The following is an 18278-nucleotide window of genomic DNA, read 5'->3' as shown; positions in this document are numbered from 1 at the left end:
TCCGGCCTCGTTGGCCCCGGTGCGTGTCAACAACGTCATGCCCTCCTACAGCTAGTCTGCCGAGATGACCACCCCGACCGGCGCCGTCCCGAGCCCACACCCACGGCCATTCCTCCTCGTCCAGACGCGCCCCGAAGACGACGCCGCGGCCGCCGAGGTCGAGGCCGTCCAGCGACTGGGTGGCTATCCGGAGGGCCGGCTGAGGGTGCTGCGGCTGGACCGCGTCGTGCAGCGCCCCGACGCGGCCACGGACGGCCTGGACTGGGAGGCGGAGCTCGCGGACGTCGCCGCCGTGATCCTGCCCGGCAGCCCGTTCACGGGCACCGATCCCGAGGAGACCAAGTCCCCCGTGCAGCGCGCCGTGGAGGCGGAGCTGGGCCGGATGCTCGACGTCGTCCGGCGCCGCGACCTGCCGTTCCTCGGCTGCTGCTACGGCGTCGGCACGCTGGGCCGGCACGCCGGCGGCGTCGTGGACAACGCGTACGGCGAATCGGCCGCGCCCGTCGAGGTCACGCTCACCGACGAGGGCGCCGCGGATCCGTTGCTGGCCGGGGTGCCGCGCACGTTCGCGGCGTACGTCGGCCACAAGGAGGCGATGAGCGCGCTGCCGCCCGGCGCGGTGCTGCTCGCCGCGGGCGCCGACTGTCCCGTGCAGATGTTCCGGCTCGGCACCCGCCAGTACGCCACCCAGTTCCACCCGGAGCTGGACCAGGTCGGGATCCTCGAGCGCCTCGAGATCTACCGCGACCACGGGTACTTCGCGCCGGGCGAGTACGAGCCCACGGTGGCGGGGCTGGCCGCCGTCGACCCCGAACACCCGCGCCGGATCCTGGCGAACTTCCGCACGCTGTTCGGCTGAGCCGCCCGGCCCACCCCGTAGCGTGGCCGCATGGACACGCACCGCGCCACCGCTTCCCTGCCCTGGATCGACGGCCCCGCCGTGCGCGCCGCCCTGAGCCCGAGCGCCGCCGTCGACGCGCTGGAGGCGGCCCTCGCCGCCGGCCTGGACCCGGAGGCCGACGCCCCCCGCACCCGCGTGCCCACCGCCGCCGGGCAGCTGCTGCAGATGCCCTCGACGCGCGGAACCGAGGTCGGCACCAAGCTGCTCACCCTCACGCCGGACAACCCGGAGCGCGGACTGCCGGTCATCCAGGGCGTCTACGTGCTGTTCGGCGCCCCGGGCACCCCCGGCCAGGCACCGCGGGCCGTGCTGGACGGCGTCGAGCTGACGGGCCTGCGCACCTCCGCGGTGTCCGCGCTCGGGGTGCGGCTGCTCGCGGACGCCTCGCCCCGGCACCTGGTCGTGTTCGGCACGGGCGTGCAGGCGTGGGAGCACGCGCTCACCTTCCAGGACGTGTTCGGGCTGGAGTGGGTGTCCGTGGTGGGCCGCGACGCCGACCGGGCCGCCGCCCTGGCCGCGCGCATCGAAGCGGAGCTGGGCGTGACCGCGAGCACCGCGGACTCGGAAGCCGTGGCGGAGGCGGACGTCGTGGTGACGTGCACGGCCGCGACGGCCCCGCTGTTCGACGGGACGCTCGTGCCGGAGCACGCGACGGTCGTGGCCATGGGCTCGCACACCACGGACGCCCGCGAGACCGACGACGCCCTGGCCCGCCGCGCGACCGTGGCGGTGGAGTCGCGGGACTCGGCCGCCCGCGAGGCCGGGGACGTGACCCTCGCGGTGGCCTCCGGGGCCCTGGCCGGGATCGAGGACACGGTGACGCTGGCCGAGCTCGTGGCCGGGACCGCGCGTCGGCGGGAGGGTGAGCCCGCCCTGTTCGTCACCACCGGCATGCCCTGGCAGGACCTGGTGGTGGCGAGCGCGGTGGCGCGGGTGGTGCTGGGCTGACCCGGGGCGGGCTGCGGTGCCCGCGCACTACCCTGGGTCCCATGCCTGAGACCCCCGCCGCCCCGACGCCGCAGCCCGCCTCCGGTGCCCCCGCGCATCCCTCGCAGTTCGGCTTCGAGGTGACGCACCGGCTGGAGACCGGCGGTGCGGACGGTGCCCCGCTCGGGCGCACCGGCGTGATCACCACGCCGCACGGGCGGATCCAGACGCCGGCGTTCATCCCCGTCGCGACGCAGGCCTCGGTGAAGGCCGTGCTGCCCGAGTCCATGGCGGAGCTCGGCGCGCAGGCGCTGCTGGCCAACGCGTATCACCTGTACCTGCAGCCCGGCGACGACCTCCTGGACGAGGCCGGCGGCCTCGGCGCGTTCATGAACTGGCCCGGGCCGACCTTCACGGACTCGGGCGGCTTCCAAGTGATGAGCCTCGGCTCGGGATTCAAGAAGGTCATCGACATGAAGGGTCCCGGCGCGCCCGAAGGGCAGGGTGCCGACGACGCCGTCGCCCCCGGAAAGGAGCGCCTGGCCAACGTCGACGACGACGGCGTCTGGTTCAAGTCCCATCTCACCGGGGACCGGCACCGGTTCACCCCCGAGGTGTCCGTGGGCATCCAGCACAACCTCGGCGCGGACATCATGTTCGCCTTCGACGAGCTGACCACCCTGCACAACTCCCGCGGCTACCAGGAGGAGGCGCTCGAGCGCACCCGCCGCTGGGCCCAGCGCTGCCTCGACGAGCACGCCCGCCTCACCGGGGTCCGCTCGGCGCGGCCGTACCAGGCGCTGTTCGGCGTGATCCAGGGGGCCCAGTACGAGGACCTGCGCCGCAAGGCCTGCCGCGACCTCGCGGCGATGCGGGCCGAGTTCCCGGCCGCGGGGGAGCTCGACGGCGTGGCGTCCGGCTTCGACGGCTACGGCGTCGGTGGGGCCCTGGAGAAGGAGAACCTCGGGACCATCGTGGGCTGGTGCGCGCAGGAGCTGCCCGAGGACAAGCCGCGCCACCTGCTGGGCATCTCCGAGCCCGACGACCTGTTCACCGCCGTCGAGAACGGCGCCGACACCTTCGACTGCGTTTCCCCCACCCGTGTGGCCCGCACCGGCGCGTTCTACACCCGCGACGGGCGCTACAACCTGCCCGGGGCGAAGTACCGCCGCGACTTCGGCCCGCTGGACCCCGAGTGCGACTGCTACACGTGCGCCCACTACTCGCGCGCGTACCTACGGCACCTGTTCAAGGCGAAGGAGATGGTGGCGCACACGCTCCTCTCTATCCACAACGAGCGGTTCACGGTCTCGCTCGTGGACCGGATCCGCGCGGCCATGCAGGATGGCACGCTCGCGGAGCTCAAGGGCGAGACCCTCGGCCGGTACTACGCCCCGAAGGGCTGAGGGGCGCTGGGTGCGCCGGCACGCTGCGACGGGCGCGAGCCAGACGTTTCTGCTGTTCTGAGGGGGCTGTCGCGACCGATTCGTCTGGCTCAGCGCCGCGCGGACGCGTGGGGGACGTGAGCCAGACGATTCAGCGGCTCCTGCACAGGGCCGCCGACCTGGCTCGCCTTCCACGGCCCTCGCTGTCGCGGCACCGGGTCCGCTGGTGGAAGGGAAGGCTGGCGGCATGGTCGCCCCTCCTCCGCACGACGACGCCACCCTCAGCCCCGTCTTCCCGGTCGCCGCAGGGCTGCAGGCCGGCCTGACGGCCTCGCAGCTGCGCGGCCCCCGGTTCGACGCCCCGCACCACGGGCTGCGGCACACCGCCGGGGGTCAGCCCTCACTGGCCGACGTCGTCCGCGCCCTCCAGCAGACGAACCCCGGCACCGCGGCCACCCACGCCACCGCCGCTCGACTCTGGGAGATGTGGCTGCCGCGGCAGTGGGAGCGCGGCCCCCTCCATCTGGCGCGCACGCGGGCCGAGGGCGGGGCGCCGCGCCGCAGCGGCGTCGTCGGACATGAGCTGCACCCGCAGGACCCCGTGCTGGTGCGTGCCGGGGTGCGGATCACGACGCCGGCCGCCACCTGGGCGGCGCTGGCGCAGCTGGGTCTGCCGTTGGCCGACGTCGTCGCCGCCGGGGACAGCCTGCTGCAACGGGCTGACGGCCCGGCGGGCCGACGTCGTCCCGGCGACCATCCACGGTGCACCGTGCGGGATCTGGAGGCGGAGGTGCTCCGGGTGCGTGGGCGGCGAGGGACGCGGACCCTGCGGGCGGCCCTGCCGCTGCTCAGGGACGGCGCGGATTCGCGGGCCGAGCCGCTCCTGCGACTGGCGCTGGCCGACGCGGGTGTGCCGGAGCCGGAGGTGAATCCGCTGCTGATGCTGAGCGACGGGTCCACCGTCCGGCCAGACCTGGTGTGGCGGGAGGCCCGTGTCTGCGTGCAGTACGAGGGCGATCATCACCGGACGGACCCGCAGCAGTGGCGCCGTGACATCGAGCGCGACCGCCGGATGCAGGCCGAGGGGTGGATCGTGCTGCGCGTGACCGCCAGCGCCTTCACCCAGCGGGGCCTCGACGCCCTGCTGCGCGACCTCGCCGCCCACCTGCGGCTCCCTCTGCGTGCGTGAGCCAGATGAATCGGCCGCCGAGCCAGACGAATCGGCGGCAGGGGGGCGTGCGTACCAGCAGAAATCTCTGGCTCACGCCGCCGCCCCCGCTCGCGTCATCTCACACGAACGCGCCGACCCCCGTGATCTCGCGGCCGATGATCAGCCCCTGCACGGTCTCGGTGCCCTCGTAGGTGTGGATCGCCTCGATGTCCGCGAAGTGGCGGGCCACCTCGTTCTGGATGAGGATGCCGTTGCCACCGAGCAGGTCGCGCGCGTTCGCGGCGATGGACCGCGCGGCGCGCGTCGCCGAGTACTTGGCCATGGACGCCATCGGCCCGGTGAGCCGGCCCTCGTCCTCGAGCCGGGTCGCGCGCAGCACGAGCAGCTGCACCTGGGTGAGCTGGGAGAGCATCTCGGCCAGACGGGTCTGCACGCTCTGGGCGGCGGCCAGCGGCCGGCCGAACTGGACGCGCTGCCCCGCGTACTGCACCGCCGCCTCGTAGCAGCCCACGGCCTTCCCGAGGGCGGACCACGCCACGCCCACGCGCGTGGCGAAGAGGACGCGGGAGGTGTCCTTGAAGGAGCGGGCCTCGGGCAGGACGTCGGCGTCGGGCACGAACACGCCGTCGAGGGTGATGTGGGCCTGGTCAATGGCCCGCAGCGCGACCTTGCCCTTGATGACCTCGGCCGTGTAGCCCTCGGACTCCTGGCGCACGATGAACCCGCGGACCTTCTCGTCCTCGGCGCTGCGCGCCCACACCACGGTCACGCCGCCGGCGGCCCCGTTGCCGATCCACTTCTTGTGCCCGTGCAGCCGCCAGCCGCCGTCGACGCGCTCGGCGCGGGTCTCCAGCGAGACGGAGTCGGAGCCGTGGGTCGGCTCCGTGAGCGCGAAGGCGCCGTAGAGCTCGCCGCGCGCCATGGCCGGCAGGTGCTCGGCACGCTGCTCCTCGCTGCCGCACAGCTGGATCGAGCGCATGGCCAGACCGCCCTGCACGCCCGTCATCGTGGCGATCGAGCCGTCCAGGCGCGAGAGCTCCATCGTGGCCAGGCCCGCTGCCACGCGGGAGACGTCGGGCAGCCCGTCCACGGGGACGCCGTCGCGCAGCAGGTCGGCCTGCCCCAGGCGGGCCACGAGGTCCAGCGGGTACTCGTGGCGGTCCCACGCCTCCCGGATCCGGGGCAGCACGTCCGGCTCGAGTGCGAAGGCGCGGGCCCGACGCCACACGTCCTTCTCGGCGTCGGAGACGTCCGTGAGTGCGAGGTAGAAGTCGGTGTCCAGCGGCGTGGCGACGTCGTACTCGGGCTCGACAGTGGGCAGGGTCTCGGTCATGGTGGCCTCCCGGGCGGGGTCGGAGAGATGGGTGTGTCCGCCATCACCCTACACCAACTGACACGCCATCTCACAGAATCAGACGCAGTCTCACCTCCTCTCCGCGCCCGTGGCACCATGGCCCGCATGACGACGCCCGCCGAGGACACCCTCACCGCCCTGATCCACCTGCTGGACCGCGAGGGCTACGACGCCGTCACGGCCGACCAGCTCGCCCGCCAGGCCGGCATGAGCCGGGCCAGCTTCTTCCGCCACCTCGGCGGGAAGGAGGAGGTGGTCTTCGCCGACCACGCGGCGCTGCTCGCCCGCCTGGACGACTTCCTGCGCGGCACCTCCCTCGGCGTGCGGGAGGCCCTGGAGGAGGCGGTCCTCCAGGTCTTCCGGCATCACACCGCCGATCCGGACCGGGCCCGGGCGCGCTCCCGCCTGCTGCGCGGCTCCCAGGCGCTGCGCACGCGCGAGCTGCTCACCTCGCACCGCTACACGGAGCTGTTCTCCGGCTGGCTCGCCACGGCCCTGCCGGACACGCCCGTGCGCGGCGGGGTCGCCGTCGGGCTGGCGGCGGCCGTGGTGGCCGTCCACAACCGCGCCCTGCGGGCGTGGCTCCACGTCCCGGCCGACGACGCCGAGGCCGGCCTGCGCGCGGACCTCGCGGAGGTCATCGCGCGGCTCACGGCCGAGCCGGCCGAGGCCGAACGGACGCTCGCCGCCGTGCGCCGACTCCTGGACTGAGACCGGGCTCTCAGCGGCCGGCGACCTGCGCGTTCTCCGCCCCGAACGCGGGCGGGTAGCGGAACTCGCCGGCCGGCACCTCGGCCCCGTCCTGGAGCGTGAGGACCTGCAGCGCCTCGGGCTGCCGGGCGAAGGCCGCGTGCACGCCGTGCTCGGAGGCCCGGTGGAAGCCGAACTTCGCGTAGTACTCGGGCCAGCCGTAGACCACCACGACCTCCTCGCCGTCGGCCTGCGTCGCCTGCAGCAGGGCGTTGACGAGCGCGGTGCCGGCGCCCTCGCCCTGGTGCTCGGGCAGGACGCCGTGCGGGGCGAGCGCGAGCACCTCGGCGTCGTCGATGTGGGCCCGGACCAGGGTGCCGTAGCCCATCGGGTCCGACTGCAGGTCCGTGCCGGGGATCGCGGCGGTCATGGCCACGAGGGAGTACTGGGGCAGCCAGCCCTCCGCGCCGCCGGCGAGCGCCTCGACGAGGTCGGCCTCGGCCGTGGACGCGAAGGCGAGCTCGGCGATCTGGCGGACGGCGCGGCGGTCGGCCGGATCGTCGTGATCGGCCTCGCGGGTGGACCAGCGGTGGCCGAGATCCTGGCCGGCAGGGACGTGGGCGGTGCGGTGGCCGGGGGTCTGGGTGCTGTTCTGCTCGGCGCTCATGCGCTCACCGTAGCCAGGGTGTGACCCCGGATACAGAGACGGCGCCCTGCGTCACGCTCGTGACGCGGGCGCCGTCGCCTCCTCTGGCCGGGGGCGGGCTCAGTCGATCTGCAGCTCGCCCATCGGGCCGAAGCCCTCCGCACCGACCTGCTCGGAGATGATCTGGGGCGTGCTCGCCAGCAGCGGGCGCATCGCGTCCAGGCCCTCCTGGAAGTGCGGGGACGCGACGTGGGCCTGCGCACCCTCGTCCGTGAACCCCTCGAGCAGGAAGTACTCGTTCGGGCCGCCTTCCACCGGGCGGTACCACTCGAAGAACAGGTTGCCGGGCTCAGAGCGCACGTCCGCGGTATACTTCGCGACGGCGTCCATCCACTCGTCGGCACGCTCGGGCTGGACGGTGAACTTCAGGTTGATGAGGATCATGCCGTCCATTCTGGCCCACCCGGGACGGCCGCGGCACGGCCTCGCGTCCGCCGGTCGCGGAACCGCCGGGCCAGCAGCCACAGGCCCACGACGACGGCGACCACCAGCACGGCGACCAGCACCGGCAGGAACAGCGCGGCCGCGACGAGGCCGGCCGCCGAGACGTCCTCGGCCGCCGAGAGCACGGGCGCGGCGGCCCCCACCGTGACCGTGTCGGCTCCCACGACCGTCTGGACGACGTCGTTGACCGCGTCCACCCCGGGGATCTTGTCCGCGACGAGCTCGAGCGCGAGCAGGGCGCCGAGGATCCAGAGGGAGGCGTCGGCGGAGAGCCACGTCCACCCCGCGGGCAGGTCGACGAGCCCCGTGAACCGGTCCAGCAGACCCAGGGCGAGCAGGGGGATGTAGGCGTTGAGCCCGGCCGAGGTGGCCAGGCCCGTGCCGGTGAGGAACTCGAGCACGTCCGTCCCCGTCCTTCGCGGGTCGCTCGGGGCGCCCGGGCGGACGCTCCGGGTCCGAGGACCCTCGTTCCCCGGTGAACACCGCCGGCCGTCGGGCGCTTCCCGTCCGGGGTCGGTCCTACCATGGGCGCATGCCCCAGACCGCTCACTCCCCCCAGCACTCCGCCTCCGCCCCCGCGCTCGCCCTGACCATCGCCGGGTCCGAGGCCACCGGCGGCGCCGGCGCCCAGGCCGACCTCAAGACGTTCCAGGAACTCGGCGTCTTCGGCATCGTGGCGCTGACCTGCATCGTCTCCTTCGACCCGGAGGACGACTGGAACCACCGCTTCTTCCCCGTGCCCACCGAGATCCTCCAGCAGCAGCTCGACGCCATCCAGGGCGACTACCCGGAGCGGCTGCGCACCGTGAAGCTGGGCATGCAGGGCTCCCCGGAGTTCATCCGCACCTCGGCCGCGGCCCTGCGCCGCGCCGAGTGGGACCACGTGGTCCTGGACCCCGTGCTCATCTGCAAGGGCCAGGAGCCGGGCCACGCCCTGGACACGGACCAGGCGCTCAAGGCCGAGCTGCTGCCGCTGGCCACCTTCACCACCCCGAACCACTTCGAGACGGAGCAGCTCTCCGGCATGACCGTGCGCTCGGTCGAGGACCTGACGGCGGCCGCTCGGCGCATCCACGAGATCTCCGGCGCGGCCGTCCTGGCCAAGGGCGGGATGCACCTGCCCGGCCCGGACGCCGTGGACGTGTTCGTGGACGGGGACACCGTGGAGGTGCTCTCCGCCCCGAAGATCGGCCAGTCCGGCGTCTCTGGTGCGGGCTGCTCGCTCGCCGCCGCCGTCACCGCCGAGTTGGCCAAGGGTGCCACCACGCTCGAGGCCGCGCGCCGCGCCAAGGAGTTCGTGCGAGCCGGCATCGCGCAGGCGGTGGAGGGCCGCACGCCGTTCGCCGCCCTGTGGCAGGGCGGCCTGCGCTCCGCTTGAGCGCGCACGTGGGCCGCTGACTCGTCCTGAGCCGGGCGGTGCGCCACACTGGGGGCATGAAGCTCCCCTCCCCCGCCCCTTCCGTCCCCGGCGAGGTCCACCACTCGGCGTCGTCCGTTCCCGTCGACGACGCGGAGGCCGTCGTCCCCGCGTTGCGCCAGCGCGCCCTCGCCCCGGGCGGCCGGCTCTACGGGCTGGCGGCGGCGGCCGCGGTCGGCGGGCTCACCCTGTTGGATCCGCACGCCCGCCGAGGGCGCGAGCGCCGGGCCCTCGCAGAGCTCGAGGCCGCCGTCAGCGGCACGTTCCTCGCGGCCGAGACCGCCGGCGCCCTCCACACCGCCGCGATCGCCGACGGCGAGGTGGCCCCCTCCCCCGCCGCGCGTGCCCTGCGCGGGCTCGGCGGACTGGCCGTCGGCGGCGCGGTCGCGGCGGTCGCGCTGCGTGCCACCGGCCTGAACGACCGGATCGACGGCGCCGTGGTGCGCGGGCTCCAGCGGGTCGGCGTCCCCGCCCCGCGCGTCGCGCTGGCCGCAGCGGCCTCCCTGGCGATGCTGCTGGCCAACGAGGACGCCCGCCGGACCCGCCGCGACGCCGTCGAACTCGCCGTCACCGGCCCCGCCGGCCTGGACGAGGACACGGTCGACGAGGTCGAGCCCGAGGCCACCGCCGAGCTGCCGGTGGAGGTGCGCGTGCTGCTCGAGACCCTGCTCGACCCGGCGCTGGCCGAGGGCCGGGACCTGCCCGGGGCTGAGGCGCTGCGCTCCCAGCTGCCGCACGCGCGCACCGTCACCTCGGTGGCCGAGGCCATCCGTGAAGCCGGCGAGGTCCCGGACTGGGTGCCGCTCGTCGTCCAGACCGACGATGACATCCGTCGCGCGGTGCCGAACGACTGCGTCTGGCCCGTCCGCGGCCGCTTCGCCTCCGGCTCCGCCGGAGGACACGAACTCGAGCTGCGCCTGCAGGTGATCGACGGGGAGATCGGCGCCCTGACGGTGACCCTGCCCGCGGACGCCGAGGCGGACAGCGACGCCTGGGACGCGTTCCAGGAGATCGAGTCCTTCCCCGGCGTCGAGGACCTGACCTTCCACGTGGACGGCGACCGGCGCGCCTGACCGGGAACTCTCCCGGGGCCCGTCCAGCCCGGCCCACTACAGTGGGGACCCGCCCGACGTCGTCGATCCCCCTCCCGGAGAGTCCCCGCCATGACCACCCCCGCCCCGGTCGCGTCCGCCGCCCGTGCCCGTCGCCGCGCGGCCCGTTCCGGCCCCCGCCCGCAGCTGCGCATGGGACTGAACGGGTTCCTCGTGGCCTGGCTGCTGCCCAACCTCGTGATGGCCGCCGTGGTGGCGATCCTGGCCGTGGTCCCGGGGCTGCAGGCCTTCGGCAGCCTGACACCGCTGCTGACGGTGGTCGGGGTCGCCGGGCTGGTGGTGGGGCTGCCGCTGTGCCTGCTCGTGAACTGGGCGTTCCGGCACGTGCTCAACCAGTGGGTCCACGTGCTGGCGTACGCGCTGATCGGCATGCTCTACGGCCTGGTGGTGCTCACGCAGGGCGCTGCGGGCATCCTGCCGATGCTCATCCCGGTGATCGGCTTCCCGGCCGCCGTGCTCATGGCCCTGGGCCGGACCGCGGCCCGTCCCCTCGTCCGCACGGTCACCCCGGAGCCGTCGCCCGCCGAGCCGGCCTGAGCACGCCCGACAACGAGAAAGGACGATGGCCGGATGGCCATCGTCCTTCTCGGAACCGCGTCCGGGGCCCGCATCCCCTCAGGCATGTATCCCGGCTCGTGATTCGCACTGTGCACCGTCTCAATGGGGCATGACCCACTCTAGGAGGGACGACGGCGCCCCCGACAGTGGCGGAAGGTGCAGACTTTCGGGCCCTGATGTGATGCAGGTCACATGGGTCTGGTCCGCCGCTGCGACGGCGTCGGCCTCGTCAGACGCACCTGGGGAGCACCGCGCGCACCCGCCACCCCCAGCCCCCCGGCCCGGCCTCGATCGTGCCGCCGAAGGTGGCCACGCGATCCCGCATGGAGTTCAGGCCCACACCGGAGGAGTTCCACTGCGGCGGGCCGGACCGCTCGGTGACGGTGTTCTCCACCTCGAGCACCACGTCCGGCCCCGCGTCGCGGAGTTCGATGCACACGCGCGCGCCCTCGCCGGCGTGCTTGGCGACGTTCGTGGTGGCCTCCTGGAGCACCCGGTGCAGGGTGGAGCGCACGGAGATCGGCATCGCGTTCTGGTCGCAGCGGACGTCCGTCTCCACCGTCATGCCGAGACTGCGCAGCTCCTCGGCCAGTTGGGCCACGGACAGCACCGGATCCGCGGACGTCGCCCCGTCCGCGCCCCCCGCGGCGCCCGGCTCACCGCTCGGGTCCACGATCCCGTCCTCCTGGAGGATGGAGAGCATGCGCCGCAGGTCCCGCAGCGCGTCCTTCGCGGAGTCCCCCACCACGTCCAGCACGCCCTGAGCCGCCTCCGGGGCGCCGAGGTAGCGTGCCGTCCGGGCCTGCATCGAGATGATCGTGAGGTTGTGCGCGACCACGTCGTGCAGGTCGCGGGCCAGGGAGCGACGCTCGGCCTCGGCGGCCAGCCGGGCCCGCTCCTCCGCCTCGAACACCCGGCGGCGATCCCGCTCCCGCCGGGCCAAGCTCTCGCGGATGAAGAGCCCGCCGCCGAGGCCCATGGACATGAGCAGCAGGATGAACCACGTCGCGTTCGACTGACCCACCGCGAACGGCTGGGCGACGCCCCAGGTCAGTGCCAGGACGGCGGCCGTGACGACGAACCCCCAGGAACGGGCGGTCGCCGCGACGGCCCCGAGGACCACGGGCGCGACGACGGCGAAGAGCACCTCGGAACCGCCGACGACGGTCGCGACGGCCCCGGGCAGGAGCAGGGCGAAGCCCACCGTGCTGCGCCACCACTGGGCGAGGAAGGCGCTGGTCGCCGACGCGATGGCGATCCCGTCCAGGACCGGGATGGCGCCGTGGCCCGGGCCGAACAGACCGATGTCGGACGCGGTCGAGGCGAGCAGGAACGCCGACCCGAAGGCGAGATAGACGCGGCTCAGCGGCGCCGCGGCCCAGAACGCGCGCCACCGCAGGCTGCGCGCCTGACGCCACGCCGAAGAGCGGCGCGCCCGGGAGGGCGCGCCGCTCCGGACGGAGGGGGTCGATGGGCTCGAATCAGGCATCGGGGGCGGACCGCCCCGGGGTCAGTCGCACCAGATGCCGAAGTGGCGGCACGTCCACTCCGCAGTGCCTTTGCCGAGGCCCAGGGTCGTGACGACGTCGTCCTCGGCCGAGGCCGCCGAGGCGGCGGCGGCCGGAGCGCCGACGAGGGTGGAGGCGAGCAGGAGAGCGGAAGCGAGGAGAGCGCGAGTCTTCATGGCCCCAGTATGTATGATGCCCGTCACAAATGGTGCACGCCGCGCACAGGCCGCGCCGCGGCATGGCGCAGATGACGGCCGGCGGGCACCCCGGCCTCGCCCCGACGCCGACAAGGTGGCATGCGCCACAGCACCGGTTACGCTGACCTGCGTGTCCGAAGAGCTGCGCATCCTGATCGCCGACGACCAGCCGCTCATGAGCGGCGCGCTCCGCGTGCTCGTCGACTCTGCCCCCGGCATGACCTGCGTGGGTGTGGTCGCCAACGGCGTCGAAGCCGTGGAGGCGTGCGCCGCCATCGAGCCGGACGTGGTCCTGATGGACATGCAGATGCCCCTGATGGACGGGGTGGAGGCCACACGCCGGATCAAGGACACCCACCCCGCGATCCGGGTCCTGGCGATCACCACGTTCACGTCCGAGGACTACCTCGTGCCGGCCCTGCGCGCCGGAGCGGGCGGCTACCTCCTCAAGGACGCGGAGCCGCCGGCCATCCTGGGCGCCATTCAGGCCGTCCATCGCGGCGAGTCCGTGCTCTCCCCCGCCGTGGCGACCAAGCTGCTCGCCTCGATCGAGCGGGACCGGCCGACGGTGGGCCCCACCCCGGTGCAGCCCGGCAGCCCCGACGGCTCCGACCTCACCGAGCGGGAGCTGGGCGTGCTGCGGCTGTTGGCCCGGGGTCAGTCGAACCCGGAGATCGCCGCGAACCTCTTCGTCTCCGAGTCCACGGTCAAGGCCAACCTCACGCGGATCATGGCCAAGCTGGAGGTCCGCGACCGCGTCCAGCTGATCATCCGGGCGGCCCAGCTCGGGCTCGTCACCCTCGCCCTGGACTGAGCGCGGCGGGGTCAGCCGCGGGCCGCGATCTCGTTGCGCCGCGTGTTGAGGTCCTTCAGGACCTGCATCCCGTGCTCCACCACCGGGTCCGCCTCGGCCAGGAGCGAGTCCTTGGCCGGGCCGTAGGCGAGGTCGGCGAACGTGCCGTTCTCCGGGTCGAGGGCCCGGACCTCCTGCTGCACCAGGCGCACCTGGTCCAGGCCGGCCGCGTACTCCACCGATCGCTCGTCGATCTTCGTCAGGGACGCCTCCGCGTCCTCCGGGATCTGCTCCAGGGCGAACTGGGCCTCGTAGAGCAGGTTCTGGTACGTGCAGGGCTCCTCGATGTCGTAGAGCCCCACGCCACGGCCCACGGCCTCCTGATTGGCCTGCGCGATCTCCTCCGCCAGGCCCTCGCTGACGGCGACCTCCGTGGGGGCGGCCATGCCGGCCTCCGCCATGGCCACGTTGACGGTGCCGCCGCCGATCGAGATGACCGCGCTCTCCATCCCCTCGGGCGCGCCCTCGTCCGAGGTGGTCATGCTCGCGGTCGCCCCCTGCGGCAGCCGATCACGCAGCCAGGCGTAGGACTCCTCCCCCATGCAGAGGTCGGGGCCGACCTTGAGGCCCTCGGGGTTGCGGCCCGCGCTCGTGACGCCGGCGAGGACCACGGTCCGCTCGGTGCCGCCCTGGTTCACCACCACGGTGTTGCCGTCCAGCACGGAGACGATGTCCACGCGGGCGGCGTCGGCGGCCACGCCGCGGAGGACGGTGGCGATGCCCAGCAGGAGCAGCACAGCGGCGACGGCGAGGAAGACCAGCAGCCCCTTCAGGGGGACCCGGGCACGGGCGGCGACGTGAGTCATGCGGACTTCCTGCAGGTGGACGGTGGGACGGGGGGCCGCGACGACGGCCCGGAGCCCGAGTCTAGCGAAGGGCCCCGGGACCGCCGAGCGGTGGGCCGAGGGACGGCTGCGTCGGGCTCAGCGCTCCCGGCGGTAGAACGGGGTGGCCACCACGGTGAACGGCTCACCGCGGCCGCGCAGGTCCACCTGCAGGGACGTGCCCTCGGCGGCCACGTCGCGGCGGACGCGGGCCAGGGCGATGGGGTGTCCGAGGGTCGGGCTGGGGGCGCCCGAGGTCACCTCGCCCACCCGCTCGCCGGACTCGTCCAGCACGGCGTAGCCGTGCCGGGCGGCACGCCGACCCGCGCCCTGCAGCCCCACGACGACCTCCTCGACGTCGTCCTTGCCGACCAGCGCGGACCGGCCGACGAAGTCGGCCTCCTTGCTCGCGGGCACCGCGAAGCCGACGCCGGAGGCGTGCGGCTGGTGCCCGGTGTCCAACTCGTTGCCGTAGAGCGGCATGCCCGCCTCGAGGCGCAGCGAGTCCCGCGAGGCGAGCCCGCACAGCGTCAGCTCCACGCCCGCCTCGTCCGCGGCCGAGAGCATCGTGTTCCACACGGCGGAGCCGCGGTCGCCGGCCTCGGCGGTGGAGGCGGCGGGCAGGAACAGCTCGAAGCCGTCCTCACCGGTGTAGCCGGTGCGGGCGACGACGGCGATGACGTCACCGGCGTCCGTGGGCACGGTCAGGGTCAGGTGGCCGTAGTACTTCAGCTCGGCCAGCTGCGCCGCGGCCTCCGGCATGGCCCGGGCGAGGATCCTCTCGGCCTGCGGGCCCTGCACGGCCACGAGGGCGGTGGTCGAGGACTCGTCCTCGACGACGGCGTCCCAGCCCGACGCCCGCTGGTTCAGGGCGGTGTGGACCGCGGCGATGTTGCCAGCGTTGGGCACCACCAGGTAGTCGGGCTCGGAGCCGGCCTCGCCGTCGTCCATCCGGTAGACGATCGTGTCGTCGAGGACGGTGCCGGCGTCCGTCAGGCACAGGGCGTACTTGGCGCGGCCGGGCTTCAACGTGGAGAGCACGCTCGAGAGGGCGTGGTCCAGCATGGCCCCGGCCTCCGGGCCGGTGACCCGGATCTCGCCCATGTGGGAGAGGTCGAACAGGCCTGCGGAGGTGCGGACGGCCTTGTGCTCGGCCAGCTCGGAGCCGTACTTCAGGGGCATGTTCCAGCCGCCGAAGTCCGTGAACGTGGCGCCCGCGGCCTCGTGGACCGGGTGCAGCGGGGAGTTGCGCGTCGAATCGCTCATGGGGGTGATCCTCTCAGTCCTCGTCGGCGGTGTCGGCCACGGCGCCCTCGAACGCCTCGGGCGGCGGGCACGAGCACACGAGGTTGCGATCGCCGTAGGCGCCGTCGATGCGGCCCACCGGCGGCAGGTACTTGTCCAGACGCAGGCTCGGCACCGGCGTGCCCGCCTGGGCGCGCGAGTAGGGGCGATCCCACTCGTCGGCCATCAGGACGTTGAGGGTGTGCGGGGCGCGACGCAGGACGGAGTCCGCCACGGTCTCCGGGGTGACGGCGGTGATCTCGGCGTGGATGGCCTCCATCGCCTCGATGAACCGCTCGATCTCCTCGAGGTCCTCGGACTCGGTGGGCTCCACCATGAGCGTGCCGGCCACGGGGAACGCCAGGGTGGGGGCGTGGAACCCGTAGTCGATGAGGCGCTTGCACACGTCCTCGGCGGTCACGCCCGTGCGGGCCGTGAGCTCGCGCAGGTCGAGGATGCACTCGTGCGCCACGAGGCCGTCGTTGCCCGTGTACAGCGTCGGGTAGAGGGGCGCGAGGCGGCGGGAGATGTAGTTGGCGCCCAGCAGCGCGTGCGCGGTGGCGGAGCGCAGGCCCTCGGCGCCCATCAGGTGGATGTAGGCCCAGGAGATGGGCAGCACGCCGGCCGAGCCGTGCGGGGCCGCGGTCATCAGGGCCTCGCGGGAGGGCAGGTACGGCACCAGGTGCTCGCCCACCGCCACGGGGCCCACGCCCGGGCCCCCGCCGCCGTGCGGGATGCAGAACGTCTTGTGCAGGTTCAGGTGGGAGACGTCTCCGCCGAACTCGCCCGGCTGGGCCAGGCCCACGAGCGCGTTGAGGTTGGCGCCGTCGATGTACACCTGGCCGCCCGCGGCGTGCACCGTGGCGCAGACCTCCTTGACGTCGGCGTCGTAGACGCCGTGCGTGGAGGGGTAGGTGATCATGATGGCCGCGATGCGGCCCTCGTTCGCCGCGATCTTGGCGTCCAGGTCGGCGGCGTCGATCGTGCCGTCGTCGGCGGTGGCGACGACGACGACCTTCAGCCCCGCCAGCACGGCCGAGGCCGCGTTGGTGCCGTGGGCGGAGGCCGGGATCAGGCAGATGTCCCGCTCACCCTCACCGCGGGCCAGGTGGTACTGGCGGATGGCCCACAGGCCCGCGAACTCGCCCTGCGAGCCGGCGTTCGGGGCCACCGAGACGCCCGCGTAGCCGGTGATCTCGGCGAGCTTGGCCTCCAGATCCGCGATCAGGAACCGCCAGCCCTCGGTCTGGTGGTCGGGCGCGAACGGGTGGATGGAGCAGAACTCGGGCCAGGAGATGGCCTCCATCTCCGCGGTGGCATTGAGCTTCATGGTGCACGAGCCCAGCGGGATCATGGTGCGGTCCAGCGCCAGGTCGTAGCCGGAGAGGCGGCGCAGGTAGCGCAGCATCTTCGTCTCCGAGTGGTGGGTGTTGAACACCGGGTGCATCATGAACGCGGAGGAGCGGCGCAGCGACTCCGGCACGGCCGGGGTGGCCACGGCGCCCTCGTGCGCAGAGGCCGGCAGGGAGCCCGCGTCCAGGCCGAACGCCGTCAGGACGGCCACGAGGTCGGCGTCGACGGTGGTCTCATCGGCTGCGATCCGCAGGGTGTCCGCGTCCACCAGGCGCAGGTTCACGCCGTTCTCCTCGGCGGCCTGCAGGACCTGCTCGGCCCGGCCGGGCACGCGGACGGTGATCGTGTCGAAGAAGTGCTCCTCGGCGACCTCGACGCCACCGGCCCGCAGCGCCTCCGCCAGGCGGACGGCCTGGGCGTGGGCGTGGCGGGCGATGCGGGCGATGCCCTGGGGGCCGTGGTAGACGGCGTACATCGAGGCGACGATCGCGAGCAGCGCCTGGGCGGTGCAGATGTTGGAGGTGGCCTTCTCGCGCCGGATGTGCTGTTCGCGCGTCTGGAGGGCGAGGCGGTAGGCGGGCTTGCCGGCGTCGTCGTGGGAGACGCCCACGAGGCGGCCCGGCATGCTGCGCTGCAGGCCCTCCTTCACGGCCATGTAGGCGGCGTGGGGGCCGCCGAAGAACAGGGGCACGCCGAAGCGCTGCGTGGAGCCGACGGCGATGTCCGCGCCCTGTTCCCCGGGCGGGGTGATCAGGGCGAGGGAGAGGATGTCCGCCGCGACGGTCACGAGGGCGCCGGCCTCCTTGGCCTGCGCGATGACGGCGGCGTGGTCGTGGATGCGGCCGGAGTCGCCGGGCTGCTGCAGCACGACGCCGCACAGGCCCTTCTCCTCGACCTCGGCGCGGACGTCCTCCGGGATGCCTGCGGAGAGGTCGGCCACGCGCACGTCGATGCCCACGGCCTCGGCACGCAGGCGCACCACGGAGAGGGTCTGCGGGAAGAGGTCCGCGTCGAGGAGGGTGACGCCGTCGGTCCTGCGACGGTTGGCGCGGTGCATGAGGAGCACGGCCTCGGCGGCGGCGGAGGCCTCGTCCAGCAGAGAGGCGTTGGCGATGTCCAGGCCGGTGAGGTCCTGGACCATCGTCTGGTAGTTCAGGAGGGCTTCGAGGCGGCCCTGGGAGATCTCCGGCTGGTACGGCGTGTAGGCCGTGTACCAGGCCGGGTTCTCCAGCACCTTGCGGAGGATGACGCCCGGGGTGACGGTGTCCGAGAAGCCCTGCCCGATCATCTGGGTCTTCATGACGTTGCGGCCGGCGATCTCGCGCAGCTGCTCCAGGACCGCGGACTCGGTCAGCGGGGCGGGCAGCTCGAGGGGCTTCGGCTGGCGGATGCCGGCGGGGACGGCGGTGTCCACGAGGGCCTCGAGCGAGTCGTAGCCCAGGGTCTGCAGCATGTGCTCGACGTCCGCGGGGCGCGGGCCGATGTGGCGGGCCACGAAGGGGGCCGAGGCGGTGTCCTTGGGCTCGACGCGCTCGTGGGGCAGCGCGGTCGTGCTCTCGGTGGTCTGGGGGCTGGTCACGGGGTACCTCCGGGG

General features: G+C 73.7%; 18 protein-coding genes. 9 read left to right on the top strand and 9 right to left on the bottom strand.

Annotated features, from left to right (window positions below; translation table 11 throughout):
- The first annotated feature begins 64 nt into the window (after nucleotides 1–64).
- The 4 genes from NR072_RS03620 (at nucleotide 65) to NR072_RS03605 (ending at nucleotide 4402) form a co-directional block, all read left to right on the top strand.
- The gene (locus tag NR072_RS03620) at nucleotides 65–859 is read left to right on the top strand and encodes a glutamine amidotransferase (RefSeq protein WP_256836165.1); all 795 of its coding nucleotides are present in this window, start codon (nucleotides 65–67) and stop codon (nucleotides 857–859) included.
- Nucleotides 860–889: 30 nt separating this feature from the next.
- Complete coding sequence (locus tag NR072_RS03615) at nucleotides 890–1849, top strand: ornithine cyclodeaminase family protein (protein WP_256836163.1); 960 nt, start codon at nucleotides 890–892, stop codon at nucleotides 1847–1849.
- Nucleotides 1850–1890: 41 nt separating this feature from the next.
- The gene (gene tgt / locus NR072_RS03610) at nucleotides 1891–3234 is read left to right on the top strand and encodes a tRNA guanosine(34) transglycosylase Tgt (RefSeq protein WP_256836161.1); all 1344 of its coding nucleotides are present in this window, start codon (nucleotides 1891–1893) and stop codon (nucleotides 3232–3234) included.
- A gap of 226 nt (nucleotides 3235–3460) precedes the next feature.
- Nucleotides 3461–4402 (top strand): endonuclease domain-containing protein, encoded by a 942-nt coding sequence (locus tag NR072_RS03605; RefSeq protein ID WP_256836159.1) that lies wholly within the window; start codon nucleotides 3461–3463, stop codon nucleotides 4400–4402.
- A gap of 100 nt (nucleotides 4403–4502) precedes the next feature.
- On the opposite strand, the gene NR072_RS03600 is transcribed toward NR072_RS03605, so the two are convergent.
- Nucleotides 4503–5717 carry an acyl-CoA dehydrogenase family protein gene (locus NR072_RS03600; RefSeq protein WP_217564892.1) on the bottom strand — a complete coding sequence of 405 codons (1215 nt, stop codon included), beginning with the start codon at nucleotides 5715–5717 and terminating at the stop codon, nucleotides 4503–4505.
- A gap of 126 nt (nucleotides 5718–5843) precedes the next feature.
- Here NR072_RS03600 and NR072_RS03595 point away from each other — a divergent pair, with 126 nt between their 5' ends.
- A complete protein-coding gene (locus NR072_RS03595; protein WP_095353596.1) occupies nucleotides 5844–6449 on the top strand; it encodes a TetR/AcrR family transcriptional regulator in 606 nt (201 codons plus the stop codon).
- A 10-nt stretch (nucleotides 6450–6459) separates the two neighbouring features.
- Here NR072_RS03595 and NR072_RS03590 read toward each other — a convergent pair whose 3' ends face one another.
- The 3 genes from NR072_RS03590 to NR072_RS03580 all read right to left on the bottom strand — a co-directional run bounded on the left by NR072_RS03590 (nucleotide 6460) and on the right by NR072_RS03580 (nucleotide 7979).
- Nucleotides 6460–7095, bottom strand: coding sequence for a GNAT family N-acetyltransferase (locus NR072_RS03590; RefSeq protein ID WP_095353572.1), 636 nt, complete (start codon nucleotides 7093–7095; stop codon nucleotides 6460–6462).
- 99 nt (nucleotides 7096–7194) lie between these two features.
- Nucleotides 7195–7518 (bottom strand): putative quinol monooxygenase, encoded by a 324-nt coding sequence (locus tag NR072_RS03585; protein WP_010079505.1) that lies wholly within the window; start codon nucleotides 7516–7518, stop codon nucleotides 7195–7197.
- Nucleotides 7515–7979, bottom strand: a complete 465-nt coding sequence (locus NR072_RS03580) for a DUF4126 domain-containing protein (RefSeq protein ID WP_060775707.1) — start codon at nucleotides 7977–7979, stop codon at nucleotides 7515–7517. Before NR072_RS03580 ends, NR072_RS03585 begins: the two co-directional genes overlap by 4 nt.
- A 131-nt stretch (nucleotides 7980–8110) precedes the next feature.
- On the opposite strand from NR072_RS03580, the gene NR072_RS03575 reads away from it, so the two are divergent.
- The 3 genes from NR072_RS03575 to NR072_RS03565 all read left to right on the top strand — a co-directional run bounded on the left by NR072_RS03575 (nucleotide 8111) and on the right by NR072_RS03565 (nucleotide 10644).
- Entirely contained in the window at nucleotides 8111–8956 is an 846-nt protein-coding gene (locus NR072_RS03575; RefSeq protein WP_256836156.1) for a hydroxymethylpyrimidine/phosphomethylpyrimidine kinase, read from the top strand.
- A 56-nt stretch (nucleotides 8957–9012) separates the two neighbouring features.
- A complete protein-coding gene (locus tag NR072_RS03570) occupies nucleotides 9013–10068 on the top strand; it encodes a hypothetical protein (RefSeq protein ID WP_041102815.1) in 1056 nt (351 codons plus the stop codon).
- Nucleotides 10069–10158: 90 nt separating this feature from the next.
- Nucleotides 10159–10644, top strand: coding sequence for a hypothetical protein (locus NR072_RS03565; RefSeq protein ID WP_020624818.1), 486 nt, complete (start codon nucleotides 10159–10161; stop codon nucleotides 10642–10644).
- A gap of 250 nt (nucleotides 10645–10894) precedes the next feature.
- On the opposite strand, the gene NR072_RS03560 is transcribed toward NR072_RS03565, so the two are convergent.
- Nucleotides 10895–12154: a histidine kinase gene (locus NR072_RS03560; RefSeq protein ID WP_256836155.1), complete on the bottom strand. Its 1260-nt coding sequence runs from the start codon at nucleotides 12152–12154 to the stop codon at nucleotides 10895–10897.
- Nucleotides 12155–12175: 21 nt separating this feature from the next.
- On the bottom strand, nucleotides 12176–12349 hold the full coding sequence (locus NR072_RS03555) for a hypothetical protein (protein WP_002856694.1): 174 nt from the start codon (nucleotides 12347–12349) through the stop codon (nucleotides 12176–12178).
- A gap of 151 nt (nucleotides 12350–12500) precedes the next feature.
- On the opposite strand from NR072_RS03555, the gene NR072_RS03550 reads away from it, so the two are divergent.
- Nucleotides 12501–13184 carry a response regulator transcription factor gene (locus NR072_RS03550; RefSeq protein ID WP_102708203.1) on the top strand — a complete coding sequence of 228 codons (684 nt, stop codon included), beginning with the start codon at nucleotides 12501–12503 and terminating at the stop codon, nucleotides 13182–13184.
- A gap of 11 nt (nucleotides 13185–13195) precedes the next feature.
- On the opposite strand, the gene NR072_RS03545 is transcribed toward NR072_RS03550, so the two are convergent.
- From NR072_RS03545 to gcvP, 3 genes are all read right to left on the bottom strand, one after another.
- Nucleotides 13196–14029, bottom strand: a complete 834-nt coding sequence (locus NR072_RS03545) for a thermonuclease family protein (protein WP_225348902.1) — start codon at nucleotides 14027–14029, stop codon at nucleotides 13196–13198.
- Between the two features lie 117 nt (nucleotides 14030–14146).
- Nucleotides 14147–15313, bottom strand: coding sequence for a glycine cleavage system aminomethyltransferase GcvT (gene gcvT, locus NR072_RS03540; protein WP_256836154.1), 1167 nt, complete (start codon nucleotides 15311–15313; stop codon nucleotides 14147–14149).
- A 13-nt stretch (nucleotides 15314–15326) separates the two neighbouring features.
- Nucleotides 15327–18263 carry an aminomethyl-transferring glycine dehydrogenase gene (gcvP, locus tag NR072_RS03535; RefSeq protein WP_002856690.1) on the bottom strand — a complete coding sequence of 979 codons (2937 nt, stop codon included), beginning with the start codon at nucleotides 18261–18263 and terminating at the stop codon, nucleotides 15327–15329.
- Between the last annotated feature and the right edge of the window lie 15 nt (nucleotides 18264–18278).

This window comes from Micrococcus sp. Mcc89, assembly GCF_024519795.1.
GTDB lineage: Bacteria > Actinomycetota > Actinomycetes > Actinomycetales > Micrococcaceae > Micrococcus > Micrococcus luteus.
This window is presented reverse-complemented; position numbering and strand designations above follow the sequence as displayed.

What these genes read in the sequence shown, in the direction of transcription:
- NR072_RS03585 (WP_010079505.1), bottom strand. Translation starts at nt 7,518, where the DNA reads ATGATCCTCATCAACCTGAAGTTCACCGTCCAGCCCGAGCGTGCCGAC.
- NR072_RS03595 (WP_095353596.1), top strand. Translation starts at nt 5,844, where the DNA reads ATGACGACGCCCGCCGAGGACACCCTCACCGCCCTGATCCACCTGCTG.
- NR072_RS03560 (WP_256836155.1), bottom strand. Translation starts at nt 12,154, where the DNA reads ATGCCTGATTCGAGCCCATCGACCCCCTCCGTCCGGAGCGGCGCGCCC.
- tgt (WP_256836161.1), top strand. Translation starts at nt 1,891, where the DNA reads ATGCCTGAGACCCCCGCCGCCCCGACGCCGCAGCCCGCCTCCGGTGCC.
- NR072_RS03615 (WP_256836163.1), top strand. Translation starts at nt 890, where the DNA reads ATGGACACGCACCGCGCCACCGCTTCCCTGCCCTGGATCGACGGCCCC.
- NR072_RS03565 (WP_020624818.1), top strand. Translation starts at nt 10,159, where the DNA reads ATGACCACCCCCGCCCCGGTCGCGTCCGCCGCCCGTGCCCGTCGCCGC.
- NR072_RS03620 (WP_256836165.1), top strand. Translation starts at nt 65, where the DNA reads ATGACCACCCCGACCGGCGCCGTCCCGAGCCCACACCCACGGCCATTC.
- NR072_RS03605 (WP_256836159.1), top strand. Translation starts at nt 3,461, where the DNA reads ATGGTCGCCCCTCCTCCGCACGACGACGCCACCCTCAGCCCCGTCTTC.
- NR072_RS03545 (WP_225348902.1), bottom strand. Translation starts at nt 14,029, where the DNA reads ATGACTCACGTCGCCGCCCGTGCCCGGGTCCCCCTGAAGGGGCTGCTG.
- NR072_RS03555 (WP_002856694.1), bottom strand. Translation starts at nt 12,349, where the DNA reads ATGAAGACTCGCGCTCTCCTCGCTTCCGCTCTCCTGCTCGCCTCCACC.
- NR072_RS03570 (WP_041102815.1), top strand. Translation starts at nt 9,013, where the DNA reads ATGAAGCTCCCCTCCCCCGCCCCTTCCGTCCCCGGCGAGGTCCACCAC.
- NR072_RS03590 (WP_095353572.1), bottom strand. Translation starts at nt 7,095, where the DNA reads ATGAGCGCCGAGCAGAACAGCACCCAGACCCCCGGCCACCGCACCGCC.
- NR072_RS03575 (WP_256836156.1), top strand. Translation starts at nt 8,111, where the DNA reads ATGCCCCAGACCGCTCACTCCCCCCAGCACTCCGCCTCCGCCCCCGCG.
- NR072_RS03600 (WP_217564892.1), bottom strand. Translation starts at nt 5,717, where the DNA reads ATGACCGAGACCCTGCCCACTGTCGAGCCCGAGTACGACGTCGCCACG.
- gcvT (WP_256836154.1), bottom strand. Translation starts at nt 15,313, where the DNA reads ATGAGCGATTCGACGCGCAACTCCCCGCTGCACCCGGTCCACGAGGCC.